We start from the raw sequence: 18,170 nt of genomic DNA, 5'->3' as shown, positions 1-18,170 counted from the left end.
TCTCATGGCGGACGCGCTCGAGCACCTCGTGCGCGGCATCGTCGACCACCCCGACGACGTCCGGGTGGACCTGGTCACCGGGCGTCGCGGTCGGATCCTCGAGGTCCGGGTGCACCCCGACGACCTCGGCAAGGTGATCGGCCGGGGTGGCCGGACCGCCACCGCCCTGCGCAACGTCATCGGTGGTGTGGGCGGTCGCGGCGTGCGCGTCGACGTCGTCGACACCGACCGGTGACGAACTCCGCACCCGACGACGCCGGCCAGGTCCTGGTCGGCGTCGTCGTGCGTGTGCACGGTCTGCGCGGCGAGGTCGTCGTCGAGCCCCGCACCGACGCACCGGCCGAGCGGTTCGCGCCCGGTGCCGTCCTGCAGGGCCACCGGCCCCGCGCCGCGGGCCCCGGGCCGCTCACCGTCACCGGTGCGCGCGCCCACTCGGGCCGCTGGCTCGTGCTCTTCGAGGGCGTCGCCGACCGCGACGCCGCCGAGGCCCTGCGCGGGGTCCAGCTCCGGCTGCCGACCTCCGCGCTCGCCGAGCCGGAGGACCCGGAGGAGTTCCACGTCCACCAGCTGACCGGTCTGCGGGCCGAGCTGGTCGACGGGACCGAGGCGGGCACCGTCACCGACGTCGTCCACGGCCCCGGCGGGTCACTGCTGGTCGTCCGGCGGCCGGCCGGGCACGAGGCACTCGTCCCGTTCGTCGGGGCGATCGTGCCCACCGTCGACGTGGCGGGCGGACGCGTGGTCCTCGACCCGCCCGACGGGCTGCTCGACCCGCAGGACTGATCCCGGCCCGGCACCCCCGTGGTGCCGGGCCGTTCTCACGGCCGCGATGTCAACCAGAGTTGACATCGCCGGATTGTCAACCTATGTTGACAGTCATGAGTGATGCGACGGCGGTGGCCGCGGCGGCGTCCAGCACGGACCCGGCCGTGGGGCTGCGGGCGGTGGTGGCCCTGCGCGAGCTGCAGGAGTCCCTGGAGGAGCTGCAGGTCACCAGTGCTCGCAACCAGGGCTGGTCCTGGCAGCAGATCGCCGACGCACTGCGGATCAGCCGGCAGGCGGTGCACAAGAAGTACCGCCGGCTCGGCCTGTAGAGGGGAGACGCACGTGTTCTTCGAGCGGTTCACCGACGAGGCCCGAGAGGTCGTCGTCGCGGCACAGGAGCAGGCGCGGACGCGGTGCGCGCCACGGATCGGCCCGGAGCACCTGCTCCTCGGGGTCCTGGGGCGCCCCGGTACGCCGGGGGAGGAGCTCCTCGCCGACGCCGGGGTCGACACGGCCGCGGTGGTGACGGCGCTGCACGCCACCGACCCGGCCCGCGACGGCGAGGTGCTCGCCGCCCTCGGCATCGACCTCGACGCCGTCCGGCGGGCCGCGGAGGACGCCTTCGGGCCCGGGGCGCTCGACCGGGTCCGGCGCGGACGCCGGGCCGGGCACATCCCGTTCGAGAAGTCGTCGAAGAAGGTCCTGGAGCTGTCGCTGCGGGAGGCGGTCCGGCTGGGCGACCGGTTCATCGGGACCGAGCACGTCCTGCTCGGGCTGCTGCACCCGGACACCGCGGCCTCGCAGGTGCTCGACCGGTACGGGATGACGCTGTACGGGACCCGGCGCGCCGTCGAGCGACGGCGGCCCCGCCGGGCGGGCTGAGCCGGGCCCGGTCCTCGGCCCGGTCGCCGGCTCAGTCGTCGGCGCGGTCCGGGTCGTCCGGGTCCTCGGTCGGGTCCACCCGGGTCTCGGCCGAGCGCACCCCGTCGGTCTCCGACAGCGCGGCGGCCAGGCCGGGCAGGTCGCCCCGGCCGTCGAGACGCAGGGTCAGCGCCGCGACCCGGACGCCGTCGGCGGCCACCGAGCCGCGGTGCACGGCCACCCCCGCCACCGAGAACCCGGCCGCGGTGCAGCGCTCCAGGACCCCGCGCAGGACGCCGTAGCCGTCGTCGTAGCGGATCCGCAGCACCGGCGGGCGACGACGGTGCCGCCGCACCACCCGCGCGACCGGCTGCAGGCCCCGGGTCACCAGGAAGTGCGCCGCCGTCGCCAGGACGGCCAGCGGGGCCAGGCCCGCACCGCACGCCGTCCCGACCGCGGCGGCCAGCCAGATCGTGGCCGCGGTGGTGAGCCCGCGCACGACGTCCTGCCGGACGAAGATCAGCCCGGCACCGATGAACCCGATCCCGGACACGATCTGGGCCGCGATCCGGGACGGGTCCAGCGCGACGTGCTCGGTCGCGAGCAGGTCGGCGAAGCCGTACTTCGAGATGACCATGAACACCGCCGCGCCGACGCCGACCAGCACGTGCGTGCGCAGACCGGCGCTCTTCGCACCGGCCTCGCGCTCCAGGCCGATCGCGGTCGTCAGCAGCAGGGCGAGCAGCACCGGCGGCAGCAGGCTCCACTGCGCCGCCGTCGACCAGAGTGGCTCGGCCCAGGATTCCGACATCGCATGACCTCCTTCTGCACGGGGGGACGGGCGCCTGCGACGATCCGCGCCGTGCGGATCGACGTCGTCACCATCTTCCCGTCCTACCTGCAGCCGTTGCGCGAGGCACTGCTGGGGCGGGCGATCGACCGCGGGCTGCTCGACGTCGCGGTGCACGACCTGCGGGACTGGACCCACGACGTGCACCAGGCCGTCGACGACTCCCCGTACGGCGGCGGGCCGGGAATGGTCATGCGCCCCCAGGTGTGGGGCGAGGCCCTCGACGACGTGCTGGCCACCCCCGACCTGCCCGCCCGGCTCGTCGTCCCGACCCCGGCCGGACGGCCGTTCACCCAGGCCACCGCGCACGCCTGGGCGGCCGAGGAGCGGCTGGTGTTCGCCTGCGGCCGCTACGAGGGCATCGACGAGCGCGTGCTGCTCGACGCCCGGGCCCGCGGCATCACCGTCGACGAGGTGTCGATCGGCGACTACGTGCTCGTCGGCGGGGAGGTCGCCGTGCTCGTGATGGTCGAGGCCGTCGCCCGGCTGCTGCCCGGGGTGCTGGGCAACCCGCGCTCGGCCGCCGAGGACTCCTTCTCCGACGGGCTGCTCGAGGGCCCGTCCTACACCCGTCCCGAGGTGTGGCGGGAGCTGGCCGTGCCGGACGTGCTCCGCGGCGGCAACCACGCCGCGATCGCCCGCTGGCGGCGCGACCGGGCCCTGGAACGGACCCGGGACCGGCGCCCCGACCTGCTCGACGCGCTCGGACCGGACGCCCTGGACGCCGCCGACCGCGCCGTGCTCGCCGCCGGGCGCCCCGACGACGACGCCGACGCCCCCACCGCCTGAGCGTTCCCGCCGGTGGGCGTCCCCGGCCCGGCTCCGGGGCCGGCGCGGGGGACCGTTCCGCCGTCGCCCGGCGGGCCCCCACCGGCGACCGGCGGTGCCCGGTCCGTCCGGTACGACCGGGCCCGCGGAGCCGCTCCGGAGGCCCTCGCACCACCGGGTGTCCGGGGCGATCTGTCCGTCTGGCACTATGGACGGGTTGCCAGCGCCGCGTGTGGTGCCCGGTGACGGTCACGTGTGCCCCCGGTCCCGCCGGTGGTGCCGGCCGTACCGAGCCCGCCACCGGAGGAGCGTCGTCGCCGTACGGCACGACCGCCCCGTGGCCCGGGCGCGATCCCGGATCGACCCGGGACCGGCACCGCACGACCCGCACGAACGACACACGAGGACGGACCGTCGACATGAACACCCTGGACGCACTGGACGCGGAGACCCTGCGCTCCGACATCCCGAACTTCCGCCCCGGGGACACCCTCAAGGTGCACGTGAAGGTCATCGAGGGCAGCCGCACCCGTACCCAGATCTTCCAGGGCGTCGTCATCCGCCGCCACGGCTCGGGTGCCCGCGAGACCTTCACCGTCCGCAAGATCTCGTTCGGCGTCGGCGTCGAGCGCACCTTCCCGGTGCACACGCCGAACATCGAGAAGATCGAGGTCGCCACCCGCGGTGACGTCCGCCGGGCGAAGCTGTACTACCTCCGCGACCTCCGCGGCAAGGCCGCGAAGATCAAGGAGCGTCGGGAGACCACCGCGTCCTGACCGTCACCCTGTCGTGACGGACCGGTGACGTAATCTCGACGCGTGGCCTTCCCCGAGCTCCCCGACGACCGCCGGGCCCGCCCCCGGCGGTATCGCGGCAGCGATGTTCCCGAGCGCCCCGGTCGGCGGCGGGCCCCCGAGGACCCGCCGCCCGCCGGTGGTGAACCGGGCGGTGACGAGCAGCAGTGGCTGCTCGGGACCGCGCTGCAGCACGGGGTGCCGGCCCGGGACGGCTCCGCGGACGGTGAGCCCGAGGGCGCACCGCGCGGGGTCCGTACCCGGCACGCGGGCCCGGAGGACGGCGCCGACGAGGCCCGTCCCCGCGGGCGTCGCTACCGCAACGGTTTCGACGAGCTCGCCGCCGGACGTTCCGGGCGGCACGGCGTCGACGCGGGCGGCCCGCTCCCCGAGGAGCGGCCCGCCCCGGCCACCGAGGGCCCGGACACGCTGCGGGCCCGCTACGCGGCCCGGCTGAACCGGCCCGACGGCTCCGAGCCCGGCGCCGCACCGAACGGCAGGCCGTGGCCGCCGCCCGGCAGCCGCCCGGAGCAGGCCCCGGACCCCCGTCATCCGGCGCCGCCGGCCGGGCGCCCCGAGGGCACCGGTCGTCACGGCGTCCGCCCGGGCCCCGACCAGCCAGCCCCCGACGGCAGGCCCGGTCGCCGGGCCGCCGGGTTCGACCCGTCCGCCGCACCGCCCTTCCGCGGCCCCGACGCGCCCCGGCGCAACGGCCGGCCCCCCGCCGCCCCCGGCTTCGGTCCCTCCGGCCCCGTGCCCGGCGGCCCCGACGGCCACGCCCCCCGCGGCCACGGCATCGACGGCTACGCGCCGGACGGTCGTGCACCCGAGGCCTACGGGCCCGACGGGTACGCGCCCGAGGGCTACGGCCGCCCCGACCCGCGCGGTCGCGCCCCCGGCCGTCCGCCCGTCCGCGGCCCGTCCGCCGAGTACTCCGACGGCGCCCGCCCGGAGCCCCGCCCCGACGGTGGTGTCCCCGGTCGCCGGCCCGCCGGCCCGCCCGTCGACGGTGCCGCCCCGACGACCCGCCGTCCCGTCCCACCGGACGCCGACGGTGCCCCGACCACCCGTCGCCCGGTCCCGCCGGACCCCGACGCCGCCGCGACCACGCGTCGCCGGGTGCCTCCGGAGGCCGACCCGCGGCGTGCCCGCGCGGCCGCCGCCCCGGTCGGCGACGACGTCGACGCCGACCCCGGGACCGCCGCGGTCCCGTACCCCGGCGCCGACGCGCCGGCGCGGCCCCCGCGCCGCCGTCGCCCGGCCGCGGCCCCGGCGGAACCGGCCGAGGACCCCGACGACACCCCCGCCGACCCGCAGGACGCGACGGACGAGCCGGAGCGCGCCACCGGTGGCCGCGCCGCGCGCCGCAGCGGCCCCGTCGGCATCGGCGGCCGGATCGCCGCCCTCACCGGGCGCGGCTCCGCCGCGGCCGCGGCGGGCGAGGAGAAGCCCAAGACGGCGTTCTGGAAGGAGATCCTGCTCCTGGCCGGGGTCGCCATCCTGCTGACGGTCCTCATCCAGACCTTCCTCGCGAAGGTCTACGTCATCCCGTCGGGCTCGATGGAGACGACGCTGCACGGCTGCACCGGCTGCAACAACGACCGCGTGCTCGTCGACAAGGTCACCTACAACTTCACCGACATCACCCCGGGCGACATCGTCGTGTTCCGCGGCACCGACGGCTGGGCCAGCGAGACCTACAGCGGCGAGGGCACCGAGAACCCGCTGCTCAAGGGCCTGCAGTCGCTCGGCTCGCTGGTCGGGATCGCCCCGCCCGACGAGAAGGACTTCGTCAAGCGGGTGATCGCCGTCGGCGGCCAGACCGTCTCCTGCTGCGACGCGCTCAACCAGGTCGTCGTCGACGGGCAGCCGCTGGAGGAGCCCTACATCTACTACCTGCCCGAGGCGGGTCCGGCCCGGCAGATCCCGTTCGGCCCGATCACGGTCCCCGAGGGCCAGTACTGGATGATGGGCGACTCGCGGAACAACTCCGCGGACTCCCGGGCGGCCGGGCACGGCCCCATCCCCGAGGCCAACATCATCGGCAAGGTCCGGCTGATCGTGCTGCCCTTCGACCGGTTCGGCTGGGTCAGCGCGGTCGACCCGCAGACCACGGCCGAGGCGGCCGGGCTCCCGGGGCTACCCAGCGGGCTGCCGCTGGCGCTGGGCATCATGGGGACCCTGCCGCTCGCGGCCGGCCGGCGACGCGCCCTGCTCGCCCGTGCCGAGGCCGAGCGGTTCCTGCCCGCGACGCGCCCCCCGCACGGGTGGCGCCGGAGAGCCTGACCGGGAGCACCGTGCCGGTTCCGCCCAGCCGCGCCCGTCCCACCGGACGGCCGCGTACCCGCCGACGCCCCGTACGGGTCCTGCCCGACGGGCTGCGTCCGCCGCGCGCCGTCGTCCGCGACGGCGGCACCTGGACCCTGCAGACGGTCCTGCAGCGCCACGGGCTCGGCCCGGTCGCCGGCGTCGACGAGGCCGGTCGCGGGGCGAGTGCCGGACCGCTGGTCGTCGCCGCGGCGGTGCTGCGGCCCGCGGACGCGAAGGCCCTCGACGGGCTGACCGACTCCAAGCTGCTGACCCCGGCCGCCCGCGACCACTGGTACGACCGCATCCGCGCGCGGGCGCTGGACCACGCCGTCGTCGTGATCCCGGCGGCCGAGGTCGACCGCCGCGGGGTGCACGTGGCCAACATCGAGGGCATGCGCCGCGCGGTGGCCGCGCTGGGCGCGGTCCGGCCCGGCTACGTCCTGACCGACGGCTTCCCGGTCCGCGGCTTCGGCCGCCCCGCCCTCGCGGTGCCGAAGGGGGACCGGGTGGCAGCCTGCATCGCGGCGGCGTCGGTGCTGGCCAAGGTCACCCGGGACCGCATCATGACTGCGCTCGACGCCGAGCACGACCGCTACGGCTTCGCCGTGCACAAGGGCTACAGCACCCCGGACCACGAGGCCGCGCTGCGCGCCCACGGGCCCTGTCCGGAGCACCGGTTCTCCTTCGCGAACGTCGCCGCGGTGGCCGGGCGCGAGGTCCCGGCGGGGCTGGTCCACAATGGGGCGCTCCCCGAGCAGGAACCCGACCCCGGAGACCCGGAGGACACGGTCGGGGCGTGGGAGCCGTTGGAGATCGTCACAGGAGGAGCGGGCCGGTGAGCGCCGAGGATCTCGAGAAGTACGAGACCGAGATGGAGCTCACGCTCTACAAGGAGTACCGCGACATCGTCGCCCAGTTCTCCTACGTCGTGGAGACGGAGCGTCGGTTCTACCTGGCCAACTCCGTCGACGTCGCCCCGCGCAACGCCGACGGCGAGGTCTACTTCGAGGTCCGCATGTCCGACGCGTGGGTGTGGGACATGTACCGCCCGGCGCGGTTCGTCAAGAACGTGCGGGTGGTGACGTTCAAGGACGTCAACATCGAGGAGCTCGACACCCCTGACCTGCGGCTCCCCGACGACGACCAGTTCCCGGGATGAGCGCGTAGCAGACCCCACCGACGGTTCCGCCGCTCCGGCGGCGCGGCCGGCGGTGCCCATCCCCAACCGGCGGATCCGTCCACAGCCGGCCGATCCACCCCCGCGACGGGCCCACCCGGCCCGATCGTGGACCCATGGCAGCGAAGGACGAGCTCGGCCGCCGCGGTGAGGACACCGCCGCCGAGTACCTCGAGCGGGCACACGGGATGGTCGTGCTCAGCCGCAACTGGCGGTGCACGCACGGCGAGATCGACATCGTCGCGGTCGACCCGCAGCAACGGCTGGTGTTCTGCGAGGTCAAGACCCGTTCCGGGCTCCGCTACGGCGAGCCCGCCGAGGCGGTGACCCGCCGCAAGACCCGCCGGATCCGGCTGCTGGCGAAGGCGTTCATGGCCGCCCACCGGGTGAGCTGGGTCGAGATCAGGTTCGACGTCGTGGCGGTCCTGATCCGGCCCGGCCGGCCGGTCACGCTCACCCACTACCCGGCGGCGTTCTGATGCGGCCCCCGGCACGGATCTGGTCGGTGGCGCTGCACGGCGTCGACGGCGTCCCCGTCGAGATCGAGGCGGTCATCGGCGGCGGGATGCCCGGCGTGCACCTCGTGGGCCTGCCCGACGCCGCCCTCAACGAGTCCAAGGACCGGGTCCGGTCCGCGATCGTGCACTCCGGCCGCACCTGGCCCAACGAGCGGATCGTGCTCGCCCTCTCCCCGGCGACCCTGCGCAAGACCGGCAGCCGGTTCGACCTCGCACTGGCCCTCGGCGTCCTCGTCGCCGCGGACGCGGTGCCGCCCGACCGGCTGCGCGGCACCGCGCTGCTCGGCGAGCTCGCCCTCGACGGCAGGCTGCGCCCGGTGATCGGCGTGCTGCCCTGTCTGCTCGCCGCGCGCGACGCCGGGATGGTCCGCGCCGTCGTGCCCCGTGCCGCGCTCGCCGAGGCCGCGCTGGTCGACGGGATCGAGGCGTTCGGTGCCGACAGCCTCGGCGACGTCCTGGACTGGGCGGCGGGCAACCGGCTGCTGCACCGGCACGACGGCGGGCGGGAGGAGGCCCCGGCCGTCGCGGCGCCCGAGCTGGCCGACGTGCTCGGCCAGCACGACGCCCGGCGCGCCCTGGAGATCGCCGCCGCCGGCGGGCACCACCTGCTGATGGTCGGCCCACCCGGCACCGGCAAGACGATGCTGGCCCAGCGCGTGGTGGGGCTGCTGCCCGAGCTCGACCGCGCCGAGGCGCTGCAGCTCGCCGCGATCCGGTCGGTGGCCGGCCGGCTCGGCGACACCGGGGCGCTCAGCACGTGTGCGCCGTTCGTGGCGCCGCACCACTCGGCGTCGACCGCGGCGCTGCTCGGCGGGGGCAGCGGCGTCGCCCGGCCCGGTGTGGTGTCGCTGGCCCACCGCGGGGTGCTCTTCCTCGACGAGTGCCCGCACTGGCCCGCCTCGGTCCTCGACGGGCTGCGCACCCCGCTGGAGGAGGGCGAGGTCCGGCTGTCCCGCGCCGACGGCACCGTGCGCTACCCGGCCCGGTTCCAGCTCGTCCTCGCGGCGAACCCGTGCCCGTGCGCACCGCCGATCGACCGCGACTGCACCTGCCGCCCCGACGTCCGCCGCCGCTACATGTCCCGGCTGTCCGGCCCGCTGCTCGACCGGGTCGACCTGCGGGTGGCGATGGAGCCGGTGACCGCGCTGCGGGTGACCGAGCAGCGGGGTGAGGACACCGCGACCGTCCGCCGCCGGGTGCTCGACGCCCGCGCCGCCGCCGTCGCACGCTGGTCGGAGCACGGGTGGCGGTGCAACGCCGAGGTGCCCGGCCCCGCCCTGCGCACCCGCTTCCCGCTGCCCGCCCGGGTGATCGCACCGCTGGAGGCCCGGCTGCGGGCCGGCGATCTCAGCGCCCGCGGCGCGGACCGCGCGCTGCGGGTCGCCTGGACGCTCAGCGACCTCGCCGGAGCCGACCGGCCCGACCGCGGCCTGGTCGACGCGGCGCTGTACTTCCGTGAGCGGGGTGCCGCGTGAGCGCCCCGGTCCCGGCCGTCCGCCCGGGTACCGACGCCGGCGCGGTGCCCGAGGAGGTCCTGCGCGCCCGCGCCTACCTGCTGCGCTGCGTCGAACCCCCGAACCGGCACCTCGTCGCCCTGGTCGACCGGTACGGGCCGGTCGAGGCGGCCGACCGGCTGCGTCGTGGCGCCGTCTCCGACGAGCTGCTGCGCGCCGCGGCGGCCCGGCGGGGCACCGACCGCTCCGGGGCCGACCTGGAGGCGGCCGCGGCCGCCGGGGCCCGGCTGCTCGTGCCGGAGGACCCGGGCTGGCCGTCGTGGCCGTTCCGGTCGTTCGCCGAGGCCCCGCGGGCCGACCTCGCGCCCCCGATCGCGCTGTGGGCGCGCGGGCCGGGGGAGATCGCGACGCTCGCCGACCGGTCGGTCACCGTCGTCGGGTCGCGTGCCGCGACCCCGTACGGGCTGAACGTGGCCGCGGACTTCTCCGCGACGCTGGCCCGGCGCGGCGTCGCGGTCCTCTCCGGCGCCGCGTTCGGGATCGACGCGGCCGCGCACCGCGGGGCGCTCGCCGTCGACGGCGCGACGGTCGCCGTGCTGGCCTGCGGCCCGGACCGCGTCTACCCGGCCGCGCACACCGGTCTCCTGGAACGGATCGCCGCGACCGGTCTGGTGCTCACCGAGTACCCGCCCGGCACGATCCCCGGGCGGCTGCGGTTCCTCGTCCGCAACCGGCTGCTGGCCGCACTGGGTGTCGGGACCCTCGTCGTCGAGGCCGGGGCACGCAGCGGGACGAAGCGCACCGCCGCCGACGCGACCGCGCTCGGGCGCCCGCTGATGGCGGTGCCGGGCCCGGTGACCTCGGGGATGTCGGTCGGCTGCCACGAGCTGGTCCGCACCCACCAGGCGGGCCTCGTCGGGCGGCCCGAGGACGTCCTGGAGGTCGTCGGCCGGTTGGGTGTGGACCTCGCCCTGCCGCCGCAGGGGGAGTCCCGCCCGACCGACGGGCTCGACCCGCGGGTGCTGGCGGTCCACGACGCGCTGCCCGCCCGTGCCGCGTGGCCGCCGGGACGGATCGGGGAGGCCGCGGGCGTCGGCCCCGACGAGCTGCGCGCGGCGCTGACCGAGCTGGAGGACCGTGGGCTCGCCGAGTACCACCAGGGGCTGTGGCAGCGTCCGGCACGCCGGGCGGGTCCTTGACCGGGGCCCCGCGGCGGCGGACCGTCCGGGCATGGCGCGCACAGAGTCCTCCGGTCCCGCGGGGTCGTCCGGTCCCACGGCCACCGAGCCGGTCCCCGGCGCGGTCGACGGGCCGGCCGTGGGTCCCGCGGGCGCCCGTGCCGCGGGTGACGGGTCCGCAGCGGGCGACGGGTCCACAGGGGGTGGCGGGGCCGCCGCGGGTGACGGGCTCGCGCCGGACGTCGCCACCGCGCTCGAGGAGTTCACCGGGCACCTGCGCCACGAGCGGAACCGCTCGCCGCACACCGTCCGCGGCTACCGCTCGGACCTCACCGACCTGCTCCGCGGGCTCCCCGGCCTCGGAGCGCTCGACCTGGACCACCTCCGCCGGCGGCTCGGCGCGACGCACGCCGCCGGCGCCGGGCGGGCCACCGTCGCCCGGCGCACCGCCGCGGCCCGCACGTTCTGCGCCTGGGCGGTGCGCACCGGGCGGCTCGACCACGACCCGGCCGCCCGGCTCGGGTCGCCGCGCGCGGGCACCGTCCTGCCGGAGGTGCCCGGCGCGGCGGAGACCGCGGCGGTGCTGGCCGCCGTGACCTCCGGAGCGGCGGAGGACGCCCCGGAGGCGCTGCGCGACCTGCTGGTCCTCGAACTGCTCTACGCGACCGGGATCCGGGTCGCGGAGCTGTGCGGGCTGGACGTCGGGGCGGTCGACGAGTCCGCCCGTACGCTGCGGGTCCGGGGCAAGGGCGACCGCGAACGGACCGTCGTGTTCGGGGTCCCCGCCGCACGCGCCCTGCGCCGCTGGCTCGACCACGGCCGACCGGCGCTGGCGACCCCGTCGTCGCCGCCGGCGCTGCTGCTGGGCGTGCGGGGCGGGCGGCTGGACCCGCGCGTCGCACGGACCGTCGTGCACCGCGCGATCCGGGCGGTACCGGGCGTCCCCGACGTCGGACCGCACGGTCTGCGGCACGCCGCGGCGACCCATCTGCTCGAGGGCGGAGCCGACCTTCGTTACGTACAGGAGTTACTCGGTCACGCTACGCTGTCGACGACACAGCTCTACACGCATGTGACCGTCGACCGGTTGAAGGTGGTTCATGACCAGGCGCACCCTCGGGCCTGAGGCGTCCCCCACGACGTCCCGCCGTCCCGACGCGTTCCCCACCGCCCTGGCCACGGCCCTCGACCGGAGGGCCGCGGGGGCCGACACGCCCCGCGCGGCCGTCCTCGGACCGGTCCCCGACCCACCCGGGCACCCGCGCCGCGGCCCCCTCGACGCCACCACCGGACGACCGCCGGCGGGCGCGGCCCCGGCGTGCATCGCGCTCGTCCCGGCGACGGTCCGGGCGCCCCGCGACACGCCCGACGGCGCACCGGGTCACCTGAACGAGACCGTAGAGCCGGCGGTCGTGCCGCTGTGGCGCGAGTTCCTCGCCACCCGCGCCCCCGCCGCGCGACGACGCCTGGTCGAGCACCACGCCCCGCTCGTGCGCGGCGTGGGGACGAAGCTGGCGGTGCGGCTGCCGTCGTCGATCGAGCTCGCCGACCTGCTGCAGTCCGGGACGTTCGGCCTGATGGAGGCCGTCGACCGGTTCGACCCCGCACGCGGGATCCGCTTCGAGGCCTACGCGGCCCAGCGGGTCCGGGGCGCCATGCTCGACGAGCTGCGTGCCCAGGACTGGGTGCCCCGCACCGTGCGGGCGCGCAGCCGCGAGGTCGAACGGGCCCGTGAGGCGGTGCAGTTCCGCGCCGGGCGCCCCGCGACCGACGGCGAGCTCGCCGCGGAGCTGGGCGTCGCGGTGCGCGACCTCCGTCAGGCCCGGCGGCCGATGTACCTGGTCAGCGCCGAGGACCTCGGCGCGGGCGGCCCGGCGGGCTCGCCGCTGTCGACGCTCCCGGCCGACGACTCGGTGGACCCGGTGACCGCGGCGGTCCGGAGGGAGACCGGGGCGGAGCTGCGTGCCGCGATCGGGCTGCTGGGGGAGCGGGACCGGCTGGTCCTGCGCCTCTACTACGTCGAGAACCGGACGCTGGCCGAGATCGGCGGGGTCCTCGGGGTCACCGAGTCCCGGGTCTGCCAGCTGCACGCCCGGATGATCACCCGGCTGCGGGCGACGATGGAGCCGGCGCTGGCGGGCTGACCCCGTCCGGAGCGCCCTCCGCGGGCTCCGGCGCCCCCTCCCAGGGCAGCAGCCGCACCCGGGGAGGCCGCAGCAGGACCAGCGGGTCCAGGTGGTCGAGCCGCTCCCGGCGCACGCCCCAGTGCAGGCAGGCCGCGACCGGGCACCCGGTGTGCCCGGGTTCCAGCGTCCCCACCGGATCGCCCCCGGCGAGCCGCGCCCCGGCGACGACGGCGGCGGTCACCGGCTCGTAGGTGCTCCGCAGCCCGTCGGGGTGGTCGACGGAGACGACGCCGCGCCCGGCGATCCGCCCGGCGAACACCACCACCCCCTCCCGTGCGACGAGCACCGCCTGCCCGGGGGAGCCGGCGAGGTCGGCGCCGCGGTGCCCGCGGCCGTAGCGGAACGCGGGCCTGCGGAACACCGCGGTGACCGCCGGGGGCGGGAGCAGCGGCCACGCGTAGTCCGCCCCCGGGGCCGGGATCCCCGCTCCGGGCGGCCGCGGCGGCGCGGGCGCCGGGCCCGTCCCGTCCGGGGGCCCGCCCGGAGCGGGCCCGCCGCCGGGCGGAGGCGGGAGGCCGCCGGCCCCGGGAGGCGGCTCCGGGGTCGGGACGGCGGTCTCCCGCGCCGCGACCACCGGTGCCGCGTCCGCCGGTGCAGGGACCACCGGTGCAGGGACCACCGGTGCGGGGATCACCGGTGCGGGGACCACCGGTGCGGCGACCGCCGCCCCCGGCGGCACGAGCGCCACTCCGGTCACCACCACGGCGAGCAGCACCGCGCCCGCCCGCAGCCCGGCCCGCCATCCCGGGCGGGACAGGTGACGGGGGCCCCGGGGCGGGGGAGCGGACGGCGAGGGGAGAGGCACCCGTCCAGCCTGCGGCGACGACCGCTCGTCGCCGGGGTGGACCGTCGTCCTGTGGACGTACCGGCCGGTTGTGGACAGCCGCCGCCGGAACCGGGCTCCGCCGCGATCGGCCCGGAGGCCCCGGCGTACACTGGAGCCCGCACCACGTCCGTCGTGGTGACTTCGCGCGCCCGCTCGCCCGTTGCGCCGTTCCCCCAGGGTACGGCGTCGGGAGCGGAGGCCGGGCGGTCCTGCGATCCCGACGTCACGCTCACGTGTGACCAGGGGGAGCAGGTCCGGCTCCGCCGCGGGCGCCAGGGTGGTCCACCGACCGGTGGGCCCACGAACCGCCTGCGCGGCATCCGCCGCGCCCGACCGAGAGGTGATCGCAGGCCATGGCCGTCGTCACCATGAAGCAGCTGCTCGACAGCGGCGTGCACTTCGGGCACCAGACCCGTCGCTGGAACCCGAAGATGAAGCGCTACATCCTCACCGAGCGCAACGGCATCTACATCATCGACCTCCAGCAGACGCTGTCGTACATCGACCGCGCCTACGAGTTCGTGCGCGAGACCGTCGCGCACGGCGGGACGATCATGTTCGTCGGCACCAAGAAGCAGGCCCAGGAGGTCATCGCCGAGGAGGCGGCCCGGGTCAACATGCCGTACGTCAACCAGCGCTGGCTGGGCGGCATGCTCACCAACTTCCAGACCGTCCACCGTCGCCTGCAGCGCCTCAAGGAGCTCGAGGCGATGGAGCAGAACGGTGGCTTCGAGGGCCGCTCGAAGCGCGAGATCCTCACGCTGACCCGTGAGAAGGACAAGCTCGAGAAGACCCTCGGCGGTATTCGCGACATGTCCAAGGTCCCGTCCGCCGTCTGGATCGTGGACACCAAGAAGGAGCACATCGCCGTCGGCGAGGCCCGGAAGCTCAAGATCCCGGTCGTCTCCATCCTGGACACGAACTGCGACCCGGACGAGGTCGACTTCCCGATCCCGGGCAACGACGACGCGATCCGCTCGGCCGCGCTGCTGACCAAGGTCATCGCCAAGGCCGCCGCCGACGGTCTGGTCTCCCGTGGCCAGCGCCGGGGCGAGGGTGGCGAGGCCGCCGCCGAGCAGCCGCTCGCCGAGTGGGAGCAGGACGTCCTGGCGGGCAACGAGGTCGGCTCCGACGGTGCCAGCCTCTCCGCCGCCGGTGGCGACGGTGCGGCGGCTGCGGCCGCCCCCGCCTCCACCAGCAACGGCACCCAGAACTGAGTGCGCGCGTCCGGCGGGCCCGCACACCGCGGGCCCGCCGGGCGCGACCCGGTGATCCATTCCCGTCACGACCCAGAGGACGAGAGACACCCGATGGCGAACTACACCGCCGCCGACGTCAAGCGGCTCCGTGAGCTCACCGGCTCCGGGATGATGGACTGCAAGAAGGCGCTCGAGGAGTCCGAGGGCGACTTCGACAAGGCCGTCGAGCTCCTCCGCATCAAGGGCGCGAAGGACGTCGGCAAGCGCGCCGAGCGCGCCACCGCCAACGGCCTGGTCGTCGCCGAGGGCGGCACCCTGGTCGAGCTGGACTGCGAGACCGACTTCGTCGCCAAGTCCGACGACTTCATCGCGCTGGCCGAGAAGATCCTCGCCGCCGCCGTCGAGCAGAAGCCGGCCGACCTCGAGGCCCTCCGTGAGGCCAAGCTCGAGGGCACCACCGTCGGCGAGGCCGTGCAGGAGCTGTCGGCCCGCATCGGCGAGAAGTTCGAGCTGAAGCGCTACGCGCAGGTCGCCGGCCAGGCGGCCGTCTACCTGCACAAGCGCGCCACCGACCTGCCCCCGCAGATCGGCGTCCTGCTCGCCTACGAGGGCGACGACGCCGAGGCCGCCCGCGGTCTCGCGATGCAGGTCGCGGCGGCCCGGCCGGAGTACCTGACCCGTGAGCAGGTCCCCGCCGAGATCGTCGAGAACGAGAAGAAGATCGCGGAGGCGACCGCCCGCGAGGAGGGCAAGCCCGAGCAGGTCCTGCCCCGCATCGTCGAGGGCCGGGTCAACGGCTACTACAAGGACGTCGTGCTCCTGGAGCAGGCCTCCGTCGTCGACCCGAAGAAGTCGGTCAAGGCCGTCGCCGACGAGGCGGGTCTGACCATCAACGACTTCGTGCGCTTCGAGGTCGGCCAGAACTGATCCTTCCCACCCCCGCCCGGGTGGTGCTCCGCGCACCGCCCGGGCGGAGGGTGAGAGGATCGTGACCGCCAGCGAGTACGACCAGGCCGGGGGATGCAACCGTGATCGAGGAAACCCTCTTCGACGTCGAGGAGAAGATGGAGAAGGCTGTCACGGTCGCCCGTGACGATCTGGCGTCGGTGCGTACCGGCCGGGCCACTCCGAACATGTTCTCCCGGATCGTCGTGGACTACTACGGCGCGTGGACCCCGCTGAACCAGCTCGCCTCGGTGTCGATCCCCGAGGCGCGGATGGCGGTCATCAAGCCCTACGACGCCAGCCAGCTCAAGCAGCTCGAGAAGGCGATCGCCGACTCGGACCTCGGGGTCAACCCGTCGAACGACGGGCAGATCATCCGCGTGATCATCCCGCAGCTCTCCGAGGAGCGGCGCCGGGACATGGTCAAGGTCGCCCGCGGCAAGGGCGAGGACGCGCGCGTCGTGCTCCGCGGCCTGCGCCGCAAGGCGATGGACGAGCTGCACCGCATCCAGCGTGACGGCGAGGCCGGCGAGGACGAGGTCGCCCGCGCCGAGAAGGAGCTGCAGGGCGTCACGGACCGCTACGTCGCGCAGATCGACGAGCTGGTCAAGAACAAGGAATCCGAGCTCCTCGAGGTCTGAGACCGGTGCCCTCCTCCTTCGACGCCGCCGTCCCCGTGACCTCCGACCTCCCCGGTGACGGGCCGGCCGGTGTGTCGGCGAACCCGGACGTGCCGAAGCCCGTCCGGGGACAGAAGGGGTACAAGCGGTCCCGGCTGGGCCGCAACCTCGTCGCGGCGATCGCGGTCGGCGTCGGGCTCGGCGTCATCATCCTGCTGAGCCTGCTGATCCAGCGTCAGGGCTTCGTCCTGGTGCTCGCCTGCGTCACCGCGGTGGGCACGTGGGAGCTCGCGGGCGCGCTGCGCCGGGGCGCCGACATCCGGGTCTCGCTGCCGGTGCTGCTGGTCGGAGGCCAGGCCGTCGTCTGGCTGTCCTGGCCGTTCGGCCTCCACGGGGCCGCGGTCGCCCTCGCCGCGACGGTGCTGGGCTGCCTGCTGTGGCGGATGCGGACCGGCGCGGCGCACTTCGTGCGCGACATCAGCGCCTCGCTGTTCGTCGCGGTGTACGTCCCGCTGCTCGTGGCCTTCGCCGTGCAGCTGACCGTCGCCCCGGACGGCGTGGGCCGGGTCCTGACCTTCCTGCTCTGCGTGGTCGCCTCCGACGTCGGCGGGTACGCGGCGGGCGTCGTCGCGGGCCGGCACCCGATGGCCCCCACGATCAGCCCGAAGAAGTCCTGGGAGGGCTTCGCGGGCTCGCTGGTCGCCGGGATGGCGGCGGGCTCGCTCTGTATCGGGCTGATGCTCGACGCGCCCTGGTACTGGGGGCCGCTCGTCGGTGCGCTGCTCGTCGCGACGGCCACCCTGGGCGACCTGGTCGAGTCGCTGGTGAAGCGCGACATCGGCGTCAAGGACATGGGCAACCTGCTGCCCGGGCACGGCGGTCTGATGGACCGCCTGGACTCGCTGCTGCCGACCGCGTTCGTCGCCTGGGCGATCCTCGGGATCGTCGTCCCGCTCGCGTGAAGCGCACCTACCAGGGGTTCGGCGGCCAGCCGAAGCCCGGCCCGGCCATCCCCAGCCCGAACATCTGGAACTGGCCCGAGGTCTACGAGACCGAGAACCGCGCCCAGGACGCCGACGGCGAGCTCTGGGCCGCGCTGTGGGACGGGACCGGCGGCTGGGCGGGGGCCGACGTCGTCGACGTCGGCTGCGGGGACGGCTTCCACCTGCCGCGCTTCGCCGAGCAGGCCGCCACCGTCACCGGTGTCGAGCCGCACCCGCCGCTGGTCGAGCGGGCACGACGGCGCGTCGCCGGTGACGACCGCATCACCCTGCACACCGCGGGCGCCGAGCGGCTCCCGCTGCCCGACGCCTGCGCGGACCTGGTCCACGCCCGCACCGCGTACTTCTTCGGGCCGGGCTGCGAACCGGGGCTCGCCGAGGCCGAGCGGGTGCTGCGCCCGGGCGGGGTGCTCGCCGTCGTCGACCTGGACTTCACGGTGCGGCCGTACGGGACGTGGCTGCGTGCCGACCTGCCCCGCTACGACCCGCCCGCGGTCGACCGGTTCTTCGCCGCCCACGGCTTCGCGCTGCGCCGGGTCACCTCGACCTGGCGGTTCGACACCCGCGCGGACCTGGAGGAGGTCCTGCGCATCGAGTTCTCCGCCCGTACCGCGCGCCGGGCGATCGACGACGTCGCCGACCGCACCGTGCGCGTGGGCTACCGGCTCCACACCCGGCGCCGCGCCGACGGCCTCGTCCTGCCGTCCTGAGCCCGCGG

Annotated in this window: 21 protein-coding genes; 19 read left to right on the top strand and 2 right to left on the bottom strand. The window is 76.0% G+C overall.

The features are described 5' to 3' along the window. Nucleotides 1-4: 4 nt before the first annotated feature. From DMP17_RS19035 to DMP17_RS19020, 4 genes are all read left to right on the top strand, one after another. Nucleotides 5-235, top strand: coding sequence for an RNA-binding protein (locus DMP17_RS19035; RefSeq protein ID WP_149663515.1), 231 nt, complete (start codon nucleotides 5-7; stop codon nucleotides 233-235). After that, a complete protein-coding gene (rimM, locus tag DMP17_RS19030; protein WP_337830216.1) occupies nucleotides 232-783 on the top strand; it encodes a ribosome maturation factor RimM in 552 nt (183 codons plus the stop codon). The genes DMP17_RS19035 and rimM overlap by 4 nt, the downstream gene beginning before the upstream one ends. 95 nt (nucleotides 784-878) lie before the next feature. Further along, complete coding sequence (locus DMP17_RS19025) at nucleotides 879-1,094, top strand: helix-turn-helix domain-containing protein (protein ID WP_062401017.1); 216 nt, start codon at nucleotides 879-881, stop codon at nucleotides 1,092-1,094. A gap of 13 nt (nucleotides 1,095-1,107) precedes the next feature. Beyond that, a complete protein-coding gene (locus DMP17_RS19020) occupies nucleotides 1,108-1,647 on the top strand; it encodes a Clp protease N-terminal domain-containing protein (protein ID WP_337830215.1) in 540 nt (179 codons plus the stop codon). Between the two features lie 31 nt (nucleotides 1,648-1,678). On the opposite strand, the gene DMP17_RS19015 is transcribed toward DMP17_RS19020, so the two are convergent. Then, nucleotides 1,679-2,437, bottom strand: a complete 759-nt coding sequence (locus tag DMP17_RS19015) for an MgtC/SapB family protein (RefSeq protein ID WP_178376860.1) — start codon at nucleotides 2,435-2,437, stop codon at nucleotides 1,679-1,681. A 51-nt stretch (nucleotides 2,438-2,488) separates the two neighbouring features. Here DMP17_RS19015 and trmD point away from each other — a divergent pair, with 51 nt between their 5' ends. From trmD to DMP17_RS18965, 10 genes are all read left to right on the top strand, one after another. After that, nucleotides 2,489-3,265 carry a tRNA (guanosine(37)-N1)-methyltransferase TrmD gene (gene trmD / locus DMP17_RS19010; protein ID WP_226355750.1) on the top strand — a complete coding sequence of 259 codons (777 nt, stop codon included), beginning with the start codon at nucleotides 2,489-2,491 and terminating at the stop codon, nucleotides 3,263-3,265. A 398-nt stretch (nucleotides 3,266-3,663) separates the two neighbouring features. Next, on the top strand, nucleotides 3,664-4,020 hold the full coding sequence (gene rplS / locus DMP17_RS19005; RefSeq protein WP_226355751.1) for a 50S ribosomal protein L19: 357 nt from the start codon (nucleotides 3,664-3,666) through the stop codon (nucleotides 4,018-4,020). A gap of 42 nt (nucleotides 4,021-4,062) precedes the next feature. Beyond that, nucleotides 4,063-6,324: a signal peptidase I gene (gene lepB, locus DMP17_RS19000; protein ID WP_337830214.1), complete on the top strand. Its 2,262-nt coding sequence runs from the start codon at nucleotides 4,063-4,065 to the stop codon at nucleotides 6,322-6,324. 92 nt (nucleotides 6,325-6,416) lie between these two features. Next, entirely contained in the window at nucleotides 6,417-7,187 is a 771-nt protein-coding gene (locus DMP17_RS18995; protein WP_226356680.1) for a ribonuclease HII, read from the top strand. Then, nucleotides 7,184-7,507: a DUF2469 domain-containing protein gene (locus tag DMP17_RS18990; protein WP_020627284.1), complete on the top strand. Its 324-nt coding sequence runs from the start codon at nucleotides 7,184-7,186 to the stop codon at nucleotides 7,505-7,507. The genes DMP17_RS18995 and DMP17_RS18990 overlap by 4 nt, the downstream gene beginning before the upstream one ends. A gap of 134 nt (nucleotides 7,508-7,641) precedes the next feature. Beyond that, the gene (locus DMP17_RS18985) at nucleotides 7,642-8,004 is read left to right on the top strand and encodes a YraN family protein (protein WP_062401027.1); all 363 of its coding nucleotides are present in this window, start codon (nucleotides 7,642-7,644) and stop codon (nucleotides 8,002-8,004) included. Then, on the top strand, nucleotides 8,004-9,518 hold the full coding sequence (locus tag DMP17_RS18980) for a YifB family Mg chelatase-like AAA ATPase (protein ID WP_337830213.1): 1,515 nt from the start codon (nucleotides 8,004-8,006) through the stop codon (nucleotides 9,516-9,518). The genes DMP17_RS18985 and DMP17_RS18980 overlap by 1 nt, the downstream gene beginning before the upstream one ends. Then, nucleotides 9,515-10,696 carry a DNA-processing protein DprA gene (locus DMP17_RS18975; protein WP_337830212.1) on the top strand — a complete coding sequence of 394 codons (1,182 nt, stop codon included), beginning with the start codon at nucleotides 9,515-9,517 and terminating at the stop codon, nucleotides 10,694-10,696. Before DMP17_RS18980 ends, DMP17_RS18975 begins: the two co-directional genes overlap by 4 nt. Before the next feature lie 31 nt (nucleotides 10,697-10,727). After that, on the top strand, nucleotides 10,728-11,801 hold the full coding sequence (locus DMP17_RS18970) for a tyrosine-type recombinase/integrase (protein ID WP_226355755.1): 1,074 nt from the start codon (nucleotides 10,728-10,730) through the stop codon (nucleotides 11,799-11,801). Further along, entirely contained in the window at nucleotides 11,776-12,819 is a 1,044-nt protein-coding gene (locus DMP17_RS18965) for a FliA/WhiG family RNA polymerase sigma factor (RefSeq protein ID WP_226355756.1), read from the top strand. Before DMP17_RS18970 ends, DMP17_RS18965 begins: the two co-directional genes overlap by 26 nt. Here the strand turns inward: DMP17_RS18965 and DMP17_RS18960 are convergent. Continuing rightward, complete coding sequence (locus DMP17_RS18960; RefSeq protein ID WP_337830211.1) at nucleotides 12,776-13,666, bottom strand: M23 family metallopeptidase; 891 nt, start codon at nucleotides 13,664-13,666, stop codon at nucleotides 12,776-12,778. The two genes, DMP17_RS18965 and DMP17_RS18960, sit on opposite strands and share 44 nt — an antisense overlap. Nucleotides 13,667-14,040: 374 nt before the next feature. On the opposite strand from DMP17_RS18960, the gene rpsB reads away from it, so the two are divergent. From rpsB to DMP17_RS18935, 5 genes are all read left to right on the top strand, one after another. Further along, on the top strand, nucleotides 14,041-14,904 hold the full coding sequence (rpsB, locus tag DMP17_RS18955; RefSeq protein WP_062401033.1) for a 30S ribosomal protein S2: 864 nt from the start codon (nucleotides 14,041-14,043) through the stop codon (nucleotides 14,902-14,904). A gap of 93 nt (nucleotides 14,905-14,997) precedes the next feature. Further along, nucleotides 14,998-15,813: a translation elongation factor Ts gene (gene tsf, locus DMP17_RS18950; protein ID WP_226355759.1), complete on the top strand. Its 816-nt coding sequence runs from the start codon at nucleotides 14,998-15,000 to the stop codon at nucleotides 15,811-15,813. 101 nt (nucleotides 15,814-15,914) lie between these two features. Beyond that, the gene (gene frr / locus DMP17_RS18945; RefSeq protein WP_020622047.1) at nucleotides 15,915-16,472 is read left to right on the top strand and encodes a ribosome recycling factor; all 558 of its coding nucleotides are present in this window, start codon (nucleotides 15,915-15,917) and stop codon (nucleotides 16,470-16,472) included. Between the two features lie 5 nt (nucleotides 16,473-16,477). Further along, a complete protein-coding gene (locus tag DMP17_RS18940; RefSeq protein ID WP_374203836.1) occupies nucleotides 16,478-17,413 on the top strand; it encodes a phosphatidate cytidylyltransferase in 936 nt (311 codons plus the stop codon). After that, the gene (locus DMP17_RS18935; RefSeq protein WP_226365971.1) at nucleotides 17,410-18,162 is read left to right on the top strand and encodes a class I SAM-dependent methyltransferase; all 753 of its coding nucleotides are present in this window, start codon (nucleotides 17,410-17,412) and stop codon (nucleotides 18,160-18,162) included. The genes DMP17_RS18940 and DMP17_RS18935 overlap by 4 nt, the downstream gene beginning before the upstream one ends. Nucleotides 18,163-18,170 lie beyond the last annotated feature (8 nt).

The organism is Pseudonocardia sp. TMWB2A, from assembly GCF_017312135.1.
This window is presented reverse-complemented; position numbering and strand designations above follow the sequence as displayed.

Excerpts from the sequence above, each read along its gene's own strand:
- rpsB (WP_062401033.1), top strand. The coding sequence starts at position 14,041 with ATGGCCGTCGTCACCATGAAGCAGCTGCTCGACAGCGGCGTGCACTTC.
- DMP17_RS18985 (WP_062401027.1), top strand. The coding sequence starts at position 7,642 with ATGGCAGCGAAGGACGAGCTCGGCCGCCGCGGTGAGGACACCGCCGCC.
- DMP17_RS18980 (WP_337830213.1), top strand. The coding sequence starts at position 8,004 with ATGCGGCCCCCGGCACGGATCTGGTCGGTGGCGCTGCACGGCGTCGAC.
- tsf (WP_226355759.1), top strand. The coding sequence starts at position 14,998 with ATGGCGAACTACACCGCCGCCGACGTCAAGCGGCTCCGTGAGCTCACC.
- DMP17_RS19035 (WP_149663515.1), top strand. The coding sequence starts at position 5 with ATGGCGGACGCGCTCGAGCACCTCGTGCGCGGCATCGTCGACCACCCC.
- DMP17_RS19015 (WP_178376860.1), bottom strand. The coding sequence starts at position 2,437 with ATGTCGGAATCCTGGGCCGAGCCACTCTGGTCGACGGCGGCGCAGTGG.
- DMP17_RS19025 (WP_062401017.1), top strand. The coding sequence starts at position 879 with ATGAGTGATGCGACGGCGGTGGCCGCGGCGGCGTCCAGCACGGACCCG.
- DMP17_RS18965 (WP_226355756.1), top strand. The coding sequence starts at position 11,776 with ATGACCAGGCGCACCCTCGGGCCTGAGGCGTCCCCCACGACGTCCCGC.
- rplS (WP_226355751.1), top strand. The coding sequence starts at position 3,664 with ATGAACACCCTGGACGCACTGGACGCGGAGACCCTGCGCTCCGACATC.
- DMP17_RS18970 (WP_226355755.1), top strand. The coding sequence starts at position 10,728 with ATGGCGCGCACAGAGTCCTCCGGTCCCGCGGGGTCGTCCGGTCCCACG.